This is a genomic window from Nocardiopsis xinjiangensis YIM 90004, from assembly GCF_000341145.1.
Taxonomy (GTDB): Bacteria; Actinomycetota; Actinomycetes; order Streptosporangiales; family Streptosporangiaceae; genus Nocardiopsis; species Nocardiopsis xinjiangensis.
This window is the reverse complement of sequence record NZ_ANBE01000038.1, coordinates 80,293-95,367: the sequence shown is the minus strand read 5'-3', so window position 1 is coordinate 95,367 and position 15,075 is coordinate 80,293. Positions and strand designations below refer to the sequence as shown.

Here is a 15,075-nt window from a genome sequence, read left to right as displayed (position 1 = left end):
CACCGAGGCGGCACACGCACCGGGAGGAGACACGGTCCCCCGGTGCATCACGCGTGGTTCGATCTCGGGTCCTCAGGGAATCTTGACGTGGACCGACGCGTTATACCCCCGCGAAAGAGCACGAGCGCCTGGAGGGCACCCACACGATGGCCGAGCGAGCACTTCGCGGCACCCGGCTCGGAGCGACGAGCTACGAGAACGACCGCAACACCGACCTGGCTCCCCGGCAGGAGGTCACCTACGACTGCACCCGGGGCCACAAGTTCTCGGTCACCTTCGCGACCGAGGCAGAGGTTCCCGTGGAATGGGAATGCCGTTTCTGCGGTGACCGCGCCCGGCGGCGGGACGGCGAGGGCGAGGAGCCCAAGAACGTCAAGCCGGTGCGTACGCACTGGGACATGCTGCTGGAGCGCCGGAGCATGGAGGACCTCGAGGAGGTCCTGGCCGAGCGCCTCGAGGTGCTGCGCGCACGCCGCCGCGAAGAGGCGGCCAAGGTCGAGGAGCTTGCCGACCAGTAGTAGCACCTCGCGACAGCGGGATCCGACTTCACGGGGGCGGCGGACCACGGTCCGCCGCCCCCGTCTTCGTGTCCGGCCCGTCTCGCGTGACGGGCGGAACAGGTTCTAGTCCTCGGTCCGGACGCAGTCGGTCCCGAAAGGGTCCCGGGTGGCGCCGACGAGGTTGTTGACCGACTCCAGCACACGGGTGGGCCGGTAGGGGAACTGTTCGGCCGTCTCCCGCCCGGAGATTCCCGAGAGCACCAGGATCGTCTGCAGTCCGGCCTCCAGGCCGCTGAGCACATCGGTGTCCATCCGGTCGCCGACCATGACCGTGTTCTCCGAGTGCGCGCCGATACGGCGCAGCGCCGAACGCATCATGAGCGGGTTGGGTTTGCCCACGAAGTAGGGGCGCCGCCCGGTGGCCTTCTCGATGAGCGCCGCGACCGCGCCGGTGGCCGGGAGGGGGCCCTCGGCGCTCGGGCCGGTCTGATCGGGGTTGGTCGCGATGAAGCGGGCCCCGTTGCGCACGAGCCGGATGGCGCGGGTGATGGCCTCGAAGCTGTAGGTACGGGTCTCACCGAGCACGACGTAGTCGGGATCGCGTTCGGACATGACGTAACCGACGTCGTGCAGGGCGGTGGTCAGCCCGGACTCCCCGACGACGTAGGCCGACCCTCCGGGCCGTTGGGTCTGGAGGAACTGCGCGGTTGCCAGGGCGGAAGTCCAGATGGCCTCCTCCGGGATGTCCAGCCCCGAGTTGAGCAGCCGCGCGCGCAGGTCCCGCGGCGTGTAGATGGAGTTGTTGGTCAACACCATGAACGGGGTCTCGTTGTCCCGCAGTTCCTTCAAGAGGGCGTCGGCGCCGGGGACGAGGTGCTCTTCGCGCACGAGCACGCCGTCCATGTCGAAGAGGTAGTTCCACTCACTGTCGTTGCTCACGGGACCATTGTGCAGGTGCGGGGACGCATACGAACACTCCCCTGCGGTAGTTGAGACGTCTCACACCGGAGGCCAGGGCACCGCGGGCCAGTCCGGTGCCGGGTAGGGGTGAATGCCGTGCTGGATGAGCAGGTCGACACGGTCGCGGACAGCATGGCGTTCGGGTCCGGTCAGGTGCTGGTCCAGGGTCCCGGCGATCTCGCTCGCGGGGTCGCCGAGCAGGCGCCGCACGCCCATGAGCGCGGTCAGGGCCTCTTCGGTCAGCGGCAGGCCCTGCCACTGCCACAGGACGGTGCGCAGTTTGTAGTCCTCCGCGAAGGAGACACCGTGGTCGCAGCCGTAGAGGTGGCCGCCGGTGGTGGGCAGCAGGTGGCCGATCTTACGGTCGGTGTTGTTGATCACGGCGTCCAGGACAGCCATGCGCCGCAGCCCGGGATGATCGGTGCTCCGCGACAGCTCCACCAGGTCCACCGTGGTGTCACCGTGCACCCACAGCTGGACCATTCCCTCACCGAACGGCCCGTCGCGGTGCACGGTGGGCGGCACGACCGACCAGCCCAGCGCCTGGGACACGGCGAAGGCGGAGACCTCGCGGCCGGCCAGGGTCCCGTCGGGGAAGTCCCACAGGGGCCGCTCCCCCGCCACGGGCTTGTACACGCACGCGGCCGAGCGAGCGCCGTCGGAGACGGTGCAGTACAGGGTGGCGTTGGAAGCGGCGGTCAGACGGCCCTCGACCGACAGGGCGCCCTCGCGTAGAAGCCGCATCCCCTCGTCGGGGGTGAGCCCGTCGAAGGCATCGCGGACGTCACCCGTGAGCGCGTCGGACGCCGGACCCTCGGACATGTCGTGTTCTCCGGCCACGTCAGACGATGCGGTCGGGCCGGTACCCGTTCTGGCGCACGCACACGTGCCCGGCCGGGTCCAGCGGGCGCTCGCACAGGGGGCAGTTGGGCCGCCCGGCCGCAACGACCTTGAGGGCACGGCCGGCGAAGGAACGGGCCTCACCCGGGGTGAGGTAGACACGCAGGACGTCGCGGTGGGCGGGGCCCTCCTCGGTGAAGACCTCCAGCTCCTCCTCTTCGTCCTCGCCGAGCTCCTCTCCGGCGCTCTCGTCGATCTCCTGGGCCTCGATGATGACGCGGGCGGCCTCGGCGTCCCACGCCAGGGCGAGGGTGCCCACGCGGAAGTCCTCCTCGATGGGCTGTTCGAGGGGCCCTTCGTCCTCGGGCGGTACGAACTCGCCGGACTGGGCCCCGAAGCGGCGGTTCACTTCTTCCAGCAGCTCCTCGACTCGGGAGGCCAGGGCTTCCACCTGGGCCTTCTCGAGGGCGACGCTGGTGACGCGCCCCTCGCCCACGGCTTGCAGGAAGAAGGTGCGCTCCCCCGGCTGGCCCACGGTTCCGGCGACGAACCGTTCTGGCGGGTTGAACTGAAAGACGGGCATGGACACGACCCTAAATGATCAGGCCTGTTCGGTGCGCCCCGAGGCCCCGGAGCCCCCTCCGACAGCGGCCTCGCCCTTGGCCTCGGTGGCGGTGGGCAGCCCCGCGGCCAGGGCTTCACCAGTGTCGTTGATGCCGTTGATGAAGGGACGGGAGCGGGTGTAGGTGAGGGAGGTGACCGAGCAAGGGTCCACGCGCAGGCGTTGGAACAGGTCCAGGTGCATACCCAGGGCGTCGGCGACGATCGCCTTGATGATGTCGCCGTGGCTGCACACGACGTAGACGGGCGGCACGCGCGGGGTGTCGTCCTCGGGCTCCGAGACCTGGTCCGCCACATGCCCGTTCCAATCGCGGACGGCCTCGACCGCGCGGGCGGAGGCGGTGGCCAGCGCTTCACCGCCGGGAAAGCGCGCGGCGCTGGGCTGGTCCTGCACGACTCGCCAGAGGGGTTCTTCGGACAGTTCGGTCAGTGAGCGGCCGGTCCAGCTTCCGTAGTCGCACTCGATGAAACGTTCGTCGGTGGTCACGGGGAGACCGAGGCGTTCGGCCACGGCATCGGCGGTCTCCTGGCAGCGTTCGAGCGGGCTGGAGATCAGGGCGGAGGCGGTGAGCCCTTCCAGGCGCCGGGCCAGGTGGGTGGCCTGCACACGCCCGGTGTCGTTGAGATGGACACCGGGGGCGCGTCCGGCCAGCTTCGGTCCGGTGACGTCGGTCATGCCGTGCCGAACCAGGAGGAGGGTGACCGCCTCGGGTACGGGCGCGGGCGCGGGCGGGGAGCCGTGCTGTGCTTCCGGTGTCGCCATACCCCCACCTTAGGACCTGGCCCTGCCCGGCGGACACCGCCGACACCGTCGCCCGCGCCCCGGACTCAGCCGACGCCGGCGCCGCCCTCCGGGGCGAGCCCGGCGAACTGGACGAGCACGAGGATGAGCACGCCCAGGGCCACCCGGTAGTAGACGAAGGGCATGAAGCTGTGCGTCTGGATGAAGCGCATGAGCCAGGCGATGACGACGTAGCCGACGACGAGGGCGACGAGGGTGCCCACGAGGGTGGCGCCCCAGCCGGCGTACTCGTTGCCGCCGATGTCGAGCATCTTGTAGAACCCGGAGGCGAACACGGCGGGCATGGCGAGCAGGAACGCGAACTCGGCGGCGGCCGGGCGGGTGAAGCCGAGGAGCCGGCCTCCGGTGATGGTGGCGCCGGAGCGGGAGACACCGGGGACGAGGGCGAGGGTCTGGGCGAGACCGAACCCGAGACCGCGGCCCAGGGTGAGGTCCTCCAGTTGCCGTTCGCGCCGGGCCATGCGGTCGACCGCGCCCAGGATGAGACCGAAGACGATGAGGCTGAGGGCGATGAGGCGCAGGTCGCGGAAGATGCCCTCGATGTGGTCTTCCAGGGTCAGACCGAGGATGCCGATGGGGATGGTCGCCAGGATGATGTACCAGCCCATGCGGGCGTTCATGTCGCTGCGCAGGCCGCGGTCGAACAAGGAGCGGCACCAGGTGGAGATGATCGCCCACACCCGCCTGCGGAAGTAGATGACGACCGCCAGCTCGGTTCCGATCTGGCTTACGGCGGTGAAGGCGGCACCCGGGTCGGGCCAGTTGAAGAAGGCCGCGAACACACGCAGGTGGGCACTGGAGGAGACCGGCAGGAACTCGGTGATTCCTTGGATGAGGCCGAGGACGACCGCCTCGAGGATGGACACGGAGGTATCGGACTTTCGTGAGGGTCCGGCGCAGGGCACCGGAGCACGGCCAGGGGCTCTCGGCTCGACCGGGACACGGGGCCATCGCTACCGCGTCCGTGTGGCCGGCACCGCCGTCCCCACTTTAGTCACCGAAAGCATCAGGGACACTACTCCGGGCTTTCGAGTGGGGTCGGCGGCGGCGTCGATGCACACATCCGCGGGGCTCCCGCCGTCCGGAGACGGTGAGCCGAGCGACCCCGACGGTAGACCAGCAAGGTGTACCCGAGACCGACGGGAGTTGAACACGGTAATCTCCGCCGCATGGAACAGCGACAGGTGGGCAGATCAGGCCTCTGGGTCTCACGGACCGCCCTGGGCACGATGACTTGGGGCAACGACACCTCGGAGGAGGAGGCCGGTCAGCAGCTCACCGCGTTCGTCGACGCGGGCGGCACGTTCGTGGACACCGCGGACATCTACACCGGCGGGCAGAGCGAACGGATCCTGGGGCGCCTGCTGCGCGGGGCGGTGCCTCGCGAAGACGTCGTCGTGGGGACCAAGAGCGGCCACACCCCGGGCGGCTACCGTCCGGTGGACACCTCCCGCCGTCACCTGTTGGCCTCCTTGGACGCTTCGCTGCGTCGTCTGCAGACCGATTACGTGGACCTGTGGCAGCTGCACGCCTTCGACCCGGCGACCCCGCCGGAGGAGTCGCTGGCGGCGATGGAGGCGGCGGTGGCCGCGGGCAAGGCCCGCTACGTGGGCGCGGGCAGTGTCGAGGCCTGGCAGTTCGCGACGCTGGCCACCTGGCAGCGGGCGCGACCGGACCGGGTACCGATGGTGAGCGCGGGTTCGGAGTACTCGCTGCTCAACCGGGAGGCCGACCGCGCTCTGCTACCTGCTGCGGCCGCCTCGGACGCGCACCTGATCGCCTGGGCGCCGCTGGGGCGCGGGGTGCTCAGCGCCAAGTACCGGAGCGGGGTCCCCCAGGACTCCCGAGCGGCCTTCCCCCACATGGCCGGTTACGTGGAGCCCTACCTGGACGAACCGGGCCGCCGGGTCGTGGAGTCGGTGTGCACGGCGGCCGAGGGCCTGGGGGTACCCCCTCTCGCGGTAGCGCTGAGCTGGGCGCGCGAGCAGGACGGAGTGGCGGCCGCCGTGGTGGGACCGCGCACCCTGCCCCAGCTCGAGGAGATCCTGGACGTGGAGACGGTGGAGCTTCCGCCCAAGATCCGCGAGNCGCCGGCCGCCCCTCAGGCGGCCGGCGGCACCGGGAAGTTGCTGTTGAACACGCCTTCGGGGTCGTACCGGTGCTTGATGCGGCGCAGCCGTTCCAGGGTCGGCGCGGGGAATGCCTTCTCCAGCACGCCCGGCCCGGTACGGGTGTCGAAGCTCAGGTACATGCCCTCCAGATACGGTTCGACCCGGGCCCAATGTTCGTCCATGCGCCCGACCAGGCGCGGCGGGGCCATCGCCGCCAAGGAGAAGTTCTGGTGGCGGTGGGCGTAGGCGGTCGCGTCGGCGGGCACGTCGTTGACCGCTCCACCGACCTGGCGCAGTTGCATGAGCTGCACGTCCCCGGTGTTCAGCAGGTCGGCGACGGCCTGCGAGGCGGTCTCGTCCAGATGGGGGACCAGACCCGACCGGGAGATCGGGAGGCCGTGCCCCTGGTGGTGTCCCTCTCCCGGCACGAGCACCGCCGGGTAGGGAGCGATCTGGGCGCGCTGGTCCAGGACCGGGCCGGCCTTCAGGAAGGGTTCCAGGGACCGCACGGCGGCGTCGGTGTCCTGGCCCGCGTACACGACCATGGCCTGGGCCGTGGCCCCGCGTCCCCCTCCGGGCGGGCCCATGGTGAGGAACGCGGTGACCTCGCGCGGGGCGCTCTCGGTGATCTCGCCCCAGGCACGCAGGAACCCGGCGGTGTCGGTGGCGTCGTAGACGAACTGGCCCAGGACGACCTCACCGAGGCGGGCTGCGGTGGCCTCCACCGAGAGCAGCACCCCGACGTTGGCGCCGGCTCCGCGCAGGGCCCAGAAGAGGTCGGGGTCCTCGGCGGCGTCCACACGCCGCACGCGGCCGTCGGCGGTGACGACCTCGGCGGCCGTGACGTTGTCGATGGTCAGACCGTGGGACCGCCCCAAGTAACCGACACCTCCGGTGGTGGCGAGGCCGCCGACGCCGACCCCGCCGTGGTCGCCGGAGCTCAGGGCCAGGCCGTGGCCGTTCAGCTCGGTGGCGACCCTGCCCCACCGGGCCCCGGCGCCCAGCCGGACCCGTCCCGTGGTGGGGTCCAGGACCTCCACGGCGTTCATGGCGGACAGGTCGAGCACGATCCCGCCGTCGTTGGTGGAGGTCCCGCTGATCCCGTGGCCGCCGCTGCGCACGTGCAGTTCGACGTCCTGTTCCCGGGCGTGGCCCAGCGCATGGACCACCTGGTCGGCGTCGCGCGGGCGCAGCACCAGGCCGGGCCGGCCGCGGCGCATGTAGGTGTGGCGCACACGTTCGTAGCCGCGGTCACCGGGCTCGACGGAACGGGCTCGCAGGGGGCCGGGCAGGCCGTCGTAGTCGATGCCCTCGCGCCGGGCGGCGAGCACCGCGGCCGGACGCACTTCCCCGGTGCGGGTGCCGGCGCTGCGGCGCTCGCGTTCGACGGCCTCGCGCAGGGCCGGGGCGATCTCCTCTCCCAGGATGTGGATGGTGCGCGAATCGTCGGTTCCCAGCACGAAGGTGGAGATTCCCTGTTCCAGTACCAGAGGGAGCAGTTCCTCGACCCACTGTTCGGGCGGGCCCTGGAGGAAGCCGTGCTTGCGCGGGGTCAGGGCGGTCCCCATGAGGTTGAGCGCGCGCCGGATCTCACGTGGGTCACGTCCTGCTTCGTGGGCGGCCTCGTCGATGGTGCGGTTGGCCGGGGCCAGGTCCTCGATCTGCATGTATCCCGTGCTGGGCAGCCATCCCTCGGCCTTGGTGCCGACCAGGCGCAGCATGCGGGGTTTGTATGCGCCGACGTGGATGCCGATGCGGTGGGCGGGCTCGGGGCCCCGGTGCATGCCCGCCACGCGGTGGTGGGTGCCCTCCACGCGCACGGGAGCGTCGGTGTCGGTGTCCCAGACCTGGCGGATGAGGTCGATGGCCTCGCCGAGGGAGTCGACGGCCTGGCCGGGGGTGAGTCGCTCGCTCCCCATGCCGGCGATGGCGTCCCACATGGCACCCGCGCCGAGACCGAGCTCGAAACGGCCTGAGGAGAGACGGTCCAGGCTCGCGGCGGCCTGAGCGAGCATTGCCGGGGGCCGCAACGGCAGGTTGAGCACGTTGCCGGCCACACGGAGGCGGGAGGTGCGGGCCGCCACCCAGGACAGCAAGGTCCAGGTGTCCAGGAAATCGGGGTTGTACGGGTGGTCCTGGAAGGTGGCCAGATCGAGGCCGGCCTCCTCGGTGGTTTCGGCCAGGCGCACGGTGCGGTCGGGGTCCTCGGCCGCGGGCGTCAGGAAGGTGCCGAACTGCAGGGGGTGACCGTAGTCGGTCATGACACTCCCTCAATCGTTGGCGTGGTAAACGATAATTCTTACAACTTATCTGTGGTACCACCTGTTCCTGCTACCGTGGCCTCATGACTCCTACCACCCCGGACGGCCCTCACGAGAGCGATTTGGGCTGGTCATTGGCGGTCCTCCTGCGCCACTGGCACGAACGTGTGGAAGGCCGCCTGTCCGACGTGCGACACGGAAGCCGCGGATACCACGTGCTCACCGACGTCGCCGAACACGAGGCACCGACCCAGGCCTCACTGGCCGAGCGCCTGCTCATCGACCGCAGCGTCATGACCTACCTCCTCGACGACCTGGAAGAGGACGGGCTCGTGCGGCGTGAGGTCGACCCGCGCGACCGGAGGGTCCGCCGGGTGTGTGTGACCGGCCGGGGCCGAGAGGTCCTGGAAGAGGCCCGCGCCCGGGTCGCCGAGGAGGAGCAGCAGCTGCTGGCCGGTGTCGACCGGCCCACGCAGGACCTGTTCCGGGACGCGGCCGCGCAGGCCGCCGAGGCCGTCCAACGGCGCTCCCCCGGGACCGACCCGTGCGCCGCCGTGCGCGAGGTCGCCCCGACCACGAGCGGTCCCGGTGAGGGCAGTCCCGGTGAGGGCGGCAGGCCTGTTGCCGGGGAGCGATAAGCTCACCGGAGTCCGCCCACCACACGACGAGGGGAACCGGTGTCCGAGGCTGTCGAACAGGTCAGTGCCGTCCTTGACCGCATGGGTGCCCCGCCCACCCTGGCCCCGCGCCTGCTCTCCGCGCTCGGCCCGCACGCCGCCGTCGGCCTCGACGCGGATCCCTGGCTCCTGCTGCGCCTGCCCCAGGTGAGCATCGAGCAGGCCGACTACTGCGCCCGCCGCCACCTGGGCGAGCAGGCCCGCCCCGACGATCCCCGACGTTTGGCAGCGCTGACCGCACACGTGCTGCGGCGGGCGGCCGCGCGCGGGCACACGGCGGTGGAGGACAAGCGGTTGATCACCATGGTGGGCGGGCTCGGGGTACCCGACCCGTCTGCGGCGGTGACCGCTGCCGAGGAACGTGAGGACATCGTGCTCTTCGAGAGCACCGACGACACCGACGACGACTTCGACCCGACCGAGGGCGGGGTCCCCGAACTGCCCGACCCCGAGCGCCACTACGCGCTCCCGGACGTGGGCCGTTCCGAGCAGCGCCTGGGCGAGCAGCTGGTGCGGCTCATCGGCGGCAACGAACCGATCATGGACTCCGCCACCGCCGGGGAGACCGTGGAGGCCGCCGCCGACAAGTACGGGTTCACCCTCACCGACGCCACCCGCGACGCCCTCATCACGGTGACGCTGCGTCCGGTGACGGTGCTGCGCCAGGGGCCCTCCTCCCTGCCGGAACTGGCCCGGGCGGTGCTGTGCCTGCACATGATCGCCGAGGACAGCCAGGTGGGCCTCGCGGTGGCCGCACCGACCGCCCAGGCCGCGGCCGCCCTGCACGAGGCCGTGGCGGAGCTGGTGCCGGATCCGCCGGTCCGGGTGGTGTCACTGACCGCCCTGTTGGGCCAGGCCCCGCTCGAGAGCGGTCTGGTGGTCCTGACCGAGGCGATGTCGGTGGGGGTGGCCCGCGCCGCCGAGCTGGCCTCCTCCTGCGCCGACGGTGCCCACCTGGTGTTGTCCGCAGACCCGCACCAGGCGCCCTCGGCCTCGCCGGGACAGGTCGCGATCGACGTCGCCACTTCACGGACCGCGCACGTCGTCCAGCTCGGCGAGGGTCCCGGGACCCCGCTGACAGAGCTGGCCGCGGGGGTGGCCGCCGGCGAGGTCCCCGACGTGGCCGCACCCGGGCGCGAAGTGGTGCGCGTCAGCGCCTCCTCGGCCGAGGAGGCCGCGCACCGGGCCCTTCAGCTCATCACCGACTCGATCCCGCGTGCGTTGGAGATCGCCCCGGAGCACACCCAGGTCGTCACCGCGCGGGAGGAGGGGCCCGCGGGCGCCAAAGCGCTCAACGCCGCGTTCAAGGAACGCCTCAACCCCGGCCGGGGGTTCGACGCGGACGACCGGGTGATGACCGCCTCCGGCGACCAGGGACACCTGCGCGAGTTCACCGACGGCGGCGCCGTGGTCGAGCTGGCCGACGGCACCCGCACCACGGTCTCGGACCCGGCCTCGCTGCGCCACGCGTGGGCGGTGCCGGTGGCCGCGGCCCACGGGGGACTGTGGCCGGCGGTGGCCGTGGTCCTGCCACCGGACGTCCCCGTCTCGCGTCCACAGGTCTACACCGCCCTGACCCGCGCGACCCGGCACGTGTCCCTGGTCGACGCCACCGGGGGCTCCCTGGAGTCGGGGGTACGGGAGAACGCCGCCCTGGAGCGCACCACGCGCCTGGTTTCGGTGCTGCGCGAAGGCTGAGCACCCGCCGCACGGTTGGCCACCACACACCGGTGCCCCGGCCGGATGGCCGGGGCAGGACGGCGCAGGACGGGCCGGGCCATGCGGTCGCCGGCCGAGCGACGGGGACGCCGGATCAGGCGATGCGGTCGAGGAAACCGCCGTCCACGGTCAGGTTCTGTCCAGTCACGAACGTGGCCGCGGGGCTGCTCAGGAAAGCGGCCGCGCGGGCGATCTCCTCGGGGCGTCCCAGACGCCCGTAGGGGATGCGCTCGCGGATGGACTCGTAGAACTCCGGGTCGTTCTCCTTGCGCCGGGCCCAGCCGCCCCCGGGGAACTCGACCGGCCCGGGCGAGACGGTGTTGACCCGCACGCCGTCGGGCGCCCACGCACGGGCCAGGGAGGCGGCGTGGTGGTTGAGGGCAGCCTTGACCGCGCCGTAGGAGCGAGGCCCGGCCGGAGGCGTGGTGTGCAGGGCCGAGGTGGTGGAGATGAGCACCACCGCTCCCTGGCCGGACCGCTTGAGGTGGGGCTCGGCCGCCTCGGCCAGGCGCACGAACGGCATGAGGTCGGCGTCGAAGCCGCGCTGCCACTGATCCGGTGTGGGCGCGCCACCGCCGGAGACGTTGGAGACGAGCACGTCCAACCCGCCGAGGGCACGGGCAGCGTCCTCCACGAAGACGGGCAGGGCATCGTGGTCGGTCACGTCCAAAGCCCTGGTGAAGACCCGCGCCCCCGCAGTCTCGGTGAGTCGTTCGGCCTCGGTGTCCAGAGCCCGCTCGCCTCGTGCACACAGTGCCAGGTCGGCGCCCTCCTCGGCGAAGGTCTGGGCCATGGCCCGACCGATCCCTCGGCTGGCCCCGGTGACCAGTACCTTCGCGCCTGACAGTCCCAGATCCATGGTTCCCGCCCTCTCGGTGTTGGTTACCCCCAGGAATACCGGACATGCCAGGGCGGAGCACCTGTGCCCCCGGCGTGTGGACGAGCCCGGTCGGGCAAGGTCGGTTTCTGGCCTGGGGTCGGGGTCGGACAACTCATGGACTGGTTCGGGTGGGTGATGGGTCGGGGGGCTGTGGGTGGTGTGGGTGGGTGTTCGTCGGAGCGTCGAGCGTAGCCCGGCCGGGTCTGCGCGCAACCCGCTTCGGCGCCCCGCCACACACCTTTCCCCGGGTGGGAATGGTGGCGGCCTTGTACGGGGTCGGTGTGGGGCGCCTCGGGGTGTGCGGTCCGCCCCTTGACGCCGGGCCGGCCCGCTCTCACCGCCGAACACCCACCGGCCGGCCCCCTCATCCGACCGAAGAAGTGGAGGTCCCAAAAGCCAACCCCCTCGGGTGGCGGCATTGCGACCACCGCTTGCGGCGTGGGCGCGGCCACTCACCCCTGCGGAAGCAACTACCGGCCCCGGCACTCCCGGTGACGGCATTGAGGCCAGGGCAAGCCAGCGTGCGCGCAGTTCGGACCCCCTCTCACTCTACTCCGAAAAAACGACCCTGTGGAGTTGTCCACAAGGCCATTTTCGGGAAATATTCACGGGGAACTCCGAAGCAGATTCGGAGAAGGGCGAGAAGGCGGGGTAAGGGTTTTCTGTCTTTGGAGGCAGTGTTATCCGCAGGGGTGTTTCTCTTAGAATGGAAGCATGACGGAACACACCGCAGCACCCGGAACAGGAACGGCCCCCGACGCGGCCGTTGCCGTCCTGGGTGCTGCGGTGCAGGACGTCATCGCCTCGTTCGAGGGCGACATCCCCTTCGGTGCGGCCGCGGGGGTGTTGGAGCGCATCGAAGCGGTGCACGCCCGCATCGACGCACTCAAGGCCGGGTTGCTCGTCCCGCTCGCGCAGTTGGAGGCCTCGGGCGAACTACTCGAAGAAGGCGGCCAGAAAAACCTGGACGCCTACCTCACCCACACCTGGGGGATCCATTCCGGCGAGGCCGAGCGGCTGGCCCTGCTCGCAACGNCGTTGACGCTGGGCGAGGCCTCGGCCATCGCCTCGGGCGTCGAGCGCGAGGTGGGCAAGCGCGACACCGCCGCCCGCCCGGACGCTGATCGGTACCGGTCGATGATCGAGGCCGGGCTGGTGGGGGCCAAGCGTGAGCGCGGGGCGATGTCGGTGCGGTCCCTGACCCGCACCGCCAACGCTCTGGGGCTGGAGCTCAACCCGGACCGGCCGGAGAAGAACGAAGAGGCCGCGTTCGCCGAACGGGGCGCGCGGTTGCGGCGCACCTTCGAGGGGACTTTCCAGTTCGAGGCCTGGGGCCCGTCCGGCGACGCCGAACGCCTGCAAGCAGCGCTGGATTCCTACACCGCCCCCTACGACGGGGACGCGCCTGTTTCGCGGTATGCGCGTACCTATGACGCGCTCATGGCGGCGGCCGGGTTCGCGCACGGCCACCACGGTTGCGAGAGGGCGCCGGGTCCCAAAGCGGTCATCAACATCACCGTGCCCCTGTCCACCCTCATGGACCAACACCCGGACCAGGGTGGGGGACAGGGGCAGACCCCGGTCCCGGGCCCGTGTGGTGGTGGTCCGGCGCGGACCGAGGACGGCAACGTCCTGGCCGCCTCGGTGGTGCGGGCGATGGCGCCGGAGGCGCAGCTGCGCCGCCTGGTCTTCGACGACCGCACCGGCCTGCCCCTCGATTTGGGCCGGGCCCAACGCCTGGCGCCGGGCTATTTGCGCACGTTGGCGTTCGCGAAGCACTCCACCTGCGCGTGGAAGGGCGGGTGTGATGTGCCGGTCTCGCGGTGCGAGGCCGACCACATCACCGAGTTCTCCCACGGCGGCACCACCAGCGCCGCCAACCTCCAACCCCTGTGTTCGACCCATAACCGGTTGAAGTACCGCCGCAACACCCGCCGCCGCAACAAGACCAAGGCGGGAGCCAAAGACCCGCCCCTGCCGGGAAGCAAGGCTCCGCCGGGCCCGCCGGATCCGGTGGGCGGCTAGCACCACCACCCCTCACCCCCGGGAAGAGAGCCTCCCGGGGGCCCTGCCCCATGGCACCCCTGGCTGGGGTCGCTGTCTCGGTCGGGGGCGCTCGGGTGTGTGTTCGGCGATGTAGACGGGGGAGCCCCCGCTTTACAGTCATCCCCGGCGTCGAAAATGACTGCGAAGCGGGGGCTCGTCCCCGCCAACCCCATTGGTAGTGCTCTGGAGAGTGCCGACACCGGCCGGTAGTGCCCTCACCCGCACTGCCAACACTCGAGGGTGGCCCCGGGGCCGGCCTGGTGGCCGAGCCTGGCACTGGTCGCAAGATCAGAGGTTGTCGCCCTCGGCAGTGGCTCTGGAGCCGACTTCGACCGACCGCCGCCCCCGGCTCTGGTAGCAAGATCCCGGACAGCAGGGCCTTCCCGGTCCGCGCACACGCCCGTCACCCCCGGCCTCAATGCCGTCACCGGGAGTGCCGGGGCCAGGCCTGTGCCTTACGCAGGAGTGAGCCACCATGCCCACGCCGCAAGCGGTGGTCGCAATGCCGCCACCCGAGGGGGTTTGGCTTTTGGGCCCCCACTTCTTCGGTCGGATGAGGGCTGCGGCCGGTGGGTGTTCGGCGGCGAGAGCGGGCCGGCCCGGCATCAAGGGGCGGACCGCACACCCGAGGCGCCCCACACCGACCCCGTACAAGGCCGCCACCATCCCCACCCAGGGAAAGGTGTGTGGGGATGGCGCCGAAGCGGGTTGCGGAAAGCCCCGGCCGGGCTACGCTCGACGCTCCGACGAACACCACCCACCCCGAACCAATCCGCAAAGCCCCGATCCAGGCCCGCAAACCTCGGGACACCTCGACAAGACCAAGCCCGGGCTGCACTCGACCTCCGTGGTCAGTAGACCTAGGCGCCGGTGGAGTGGAAACCTCCGTCGACGTGGACGGTCTCACCGGTGGTGGCGGGGAACCAGTCGGACAGCAGCGCGACGACGGCCTTGGCCGCGGGTGTGGGGTCATCGACGTCCCAGCCCAGCGGGGCGCGCTCGGGCCAGCGCTCGGAGAGCTGCTCGAACCCGGAGATGCTGCGGGCGGCCATGGTGTTGAGCGGGCCGGCGGAGACGAGGTTGACGCGGATGTCCTGCTCGCCGACGTAGCGGGCCAGGTACCGGGCCGTGGAGGCCAGGGCGGACTTGGCCACTCCCATCCAGTCGTAGACCGGGTAGGTCACGCTGTTGTCGAAGTCCAGGGCCACCACCGAGCCGCCGTCCTTCATCAGCGGCGTCAGGGCGGTGGTCAGGGACTTGAGCGAGAACGTGGAGATGTGCATGGCCGTGGCCACGTCCTGCCACTGGGTGTTGAGGAAGTTGCCGCCCAGGGCCTCCTGCGGGGTGAATCCGATGGAGTGCACGATCCCGTCGATGCCGTCGACGTGGGCGCTGACCCGCTCGGCCAGGTCGTCGAGCTGGGCGTCGTCGGTGACGTCGAGTTCCAGGACGGGGGGTGTCTCGGGCAGGCGCTTGGCGACGCGCTCGACCAGGCTCATGCGGCCGAAGCCGGTCAGGACGACCGTGGCGCCCTGTTCCTGAGCCATGCGGGCGACGTGGAAGGCGATGGAGGAGTCGGTGAGCACCCCGGTGACGAGGATGCGCTTACCGTCGAGGATTCCCATGGTGTCGGGTGATCCGTCCTGTTCTGGTCTTGG

General features: G+C 71.1%; 12 protein-coding genes and 1 pseudogene. 5 read left to right on the top strand and 8 right to left on the bottom strand.

Annotation, left to right across the window (positions count from 1 at the left end):
- The first annotated feature begins 146 nt into the window (after window positions 1-146).
- Window positions 147-518, top strand: a complete 372-nt coding sequence (locus tag D473_RS0118105) for an RNA polymerase-binding protein RbpA (protein WP_017610463.1) — start codon at window positions 147-149, stop codon at window positions 516-518.
- Between the two features lie 105 nt (window positions 519-623).
- On the opposite strand, the gene D473_RS0118100 is transcribed toward D473_RS0118105, so the two are convergent.
- From D473_RS0118100 to D473_RS0118080, 5 genes are all read right to left on the bottom strand, one after another.
- The gene (locus D473_RS0118100) at window positions 624-1,403 is read right to left on the bottom strand and encodes an HAD-IIA family hydrolase (protein WP_051043127.1); all 780 of its coding nucleotides are present in this window, start codon (window positions 1,401-1,403) and stop codon (window positions 624-626) included.
- Between the two features lie 96 nt (window positions 1,404-1,499).
- A complete protein-coding gene (locus tag D473_RS0118095) occupies window positions 1,500-2,282 on the bottom strand; it encodes an SCO1664 family protein (protein WP_017610461.1) in 783 nt (260 codons plus the stop codon).
- A 19-nt stretch (window positions 2,283-2,301) separates the two neighbouring features.
- The gene (locus tag D473_RS0118090) at window positions 2,302-2,883 is read right to left on the bottom strand and encodes a DUF3090 domain-containing protein (RefSeq protein WP_026127072.1); all 582 of its coding nucleotides are present in this window, start codon (window positions 2,881-2,883) and stop codon (window positions 2,302-2,304) included.
- 18 nt (window positions 2,884-2,901) lie between these two features.
- On the bottom strand, window positions 2,902-3,684 hold the full coding sequence (locus D473_RS0118085; protein WP_017610459.1) for an MSMEG_4193 family putative phosphomutase: 783 nt from the start codon (window positions 3,682-3,684) through the stop codon (window positions 2,902-2,904).
- Window positions 3,685-3,749: 65 nt separating this feature from the next.
- On the bottom strand, window positions 3,750-4,589 hold the full coding sequence (locus tag D473_RS0118080) for an undecaprenyl-diphosphate phosphatase (RefSeq protein ID WP_017610458.1): 840 nt from the start codon (window positions 4,587-4,589) through the stop codon (window positions 3,750-3,752).
- A 303-nt stretch (window positions 4,590-4,892) separates the two neighbouring features.
- Here D473_RS0118080 and D473_RS26720 point away from each other — a divergent pair.
- Window positions 4,893-5,810, top strand: a pseudogene (locus D473_RS26720) (aldo/keto reductase); the annotation flags it as partial.
- 14 nt (window positions 5,811-5,824) lie between these two features.
- On the opposite strand, the gene D473_RS0118070 reads toward D473_RS26720, so the two are convergent.
- The gene (locus D473_RS0118070; RefSeq protein ID WP_017610456.1) at window positions 5,825-8,095 is read right to left on the bottom strand and encodes an LLM class flavin-dependent oxidoreductase; all 2,271 of its coding nucleotides are present in this window, start codon (window positions 8,093-8,095) and stop codon (window positions 5,825-5,827) included.
- An 83-nt stretch (window positions 8,096-8,178) separates the two neighbouring features.
- Between D473_RS0118070 and D473_RS0118065 the strand changes: the two genes are divergently transcribed.
- Window positions 8,179-8,733, top strand: a complete 555-nt coding sequence (locus tag D473_RS0118065; RefSeq protein ID WP_026127071.1) for a MarR family winged helix-turn-helix transcriptional regulator — start codon at window positions 8,179-8,181, stop codon at window positions 8,731-8,733.
- 39 nt (window positions 8,734-8,772) lie between these two features.
- Complete coding sequence (locus D473_RS0118060) at window positions 8,773-10,470, top strand: helix-hairpin-helix domain-containing protein (protein WP_017610454.1); 1,698 nt, start codon at window positions 8,773-8,775, stop codon at window positions 10,468-10,470.
- Window positions 10,471-10,585: 115 nt separating this feature from the next.
- On the opposite strand, the gene D473_RS0118055 is transcribed toward D473_RS0118060, so the two are convergent.
- Window positions 10,586-11,350, bottom strand: a complete 765-nt coding sequence (locus D473_RS0118055) for an SDR family NAD(P)-dependent oxidoreductase (RefSeq protein ID WP_017610453.1) — start codon at window positions 11,348-11,350, stop codon at window positions 10,586-10,588.
- 735 nt (window positions 11,351-12,085) lie between these two features.
- Here D473_RS0118055 and D473_RS0118050 point away from each other — a divergent pair.
- On the top strand, window positions 12,086-13,396 hold the full coding sequence (locus D473_RS0118050) for an HNH endonuclease signature motif containing protein (protein ID WP_017610452.1): 1,311 nt from the start codon (window positions 12,086-12,088) through the stop codon (window positions 13,394-13,396).
- A gap of 881 nt (window positions 13,397-14,277) precedes the next feature.
- Here D473_RS0118050 and fabI read toward each other — a convergent pair.
- Window positions 14,278-15,042 carry an enoyl-ACP reductase FabI gene (gene fabI / locus D473_RS0118045; protein WP_017610451.1) on the bottom strand — a complete coding sequence of 255 codons (765 nt, stop codon included), beginning with the start codon at window positions 15,040-15,042 and terminating at the stop codon, window positions 14,278-14,280.
- Window positions 15,043-15,075 lie beyond the last annotated feature (33 nt).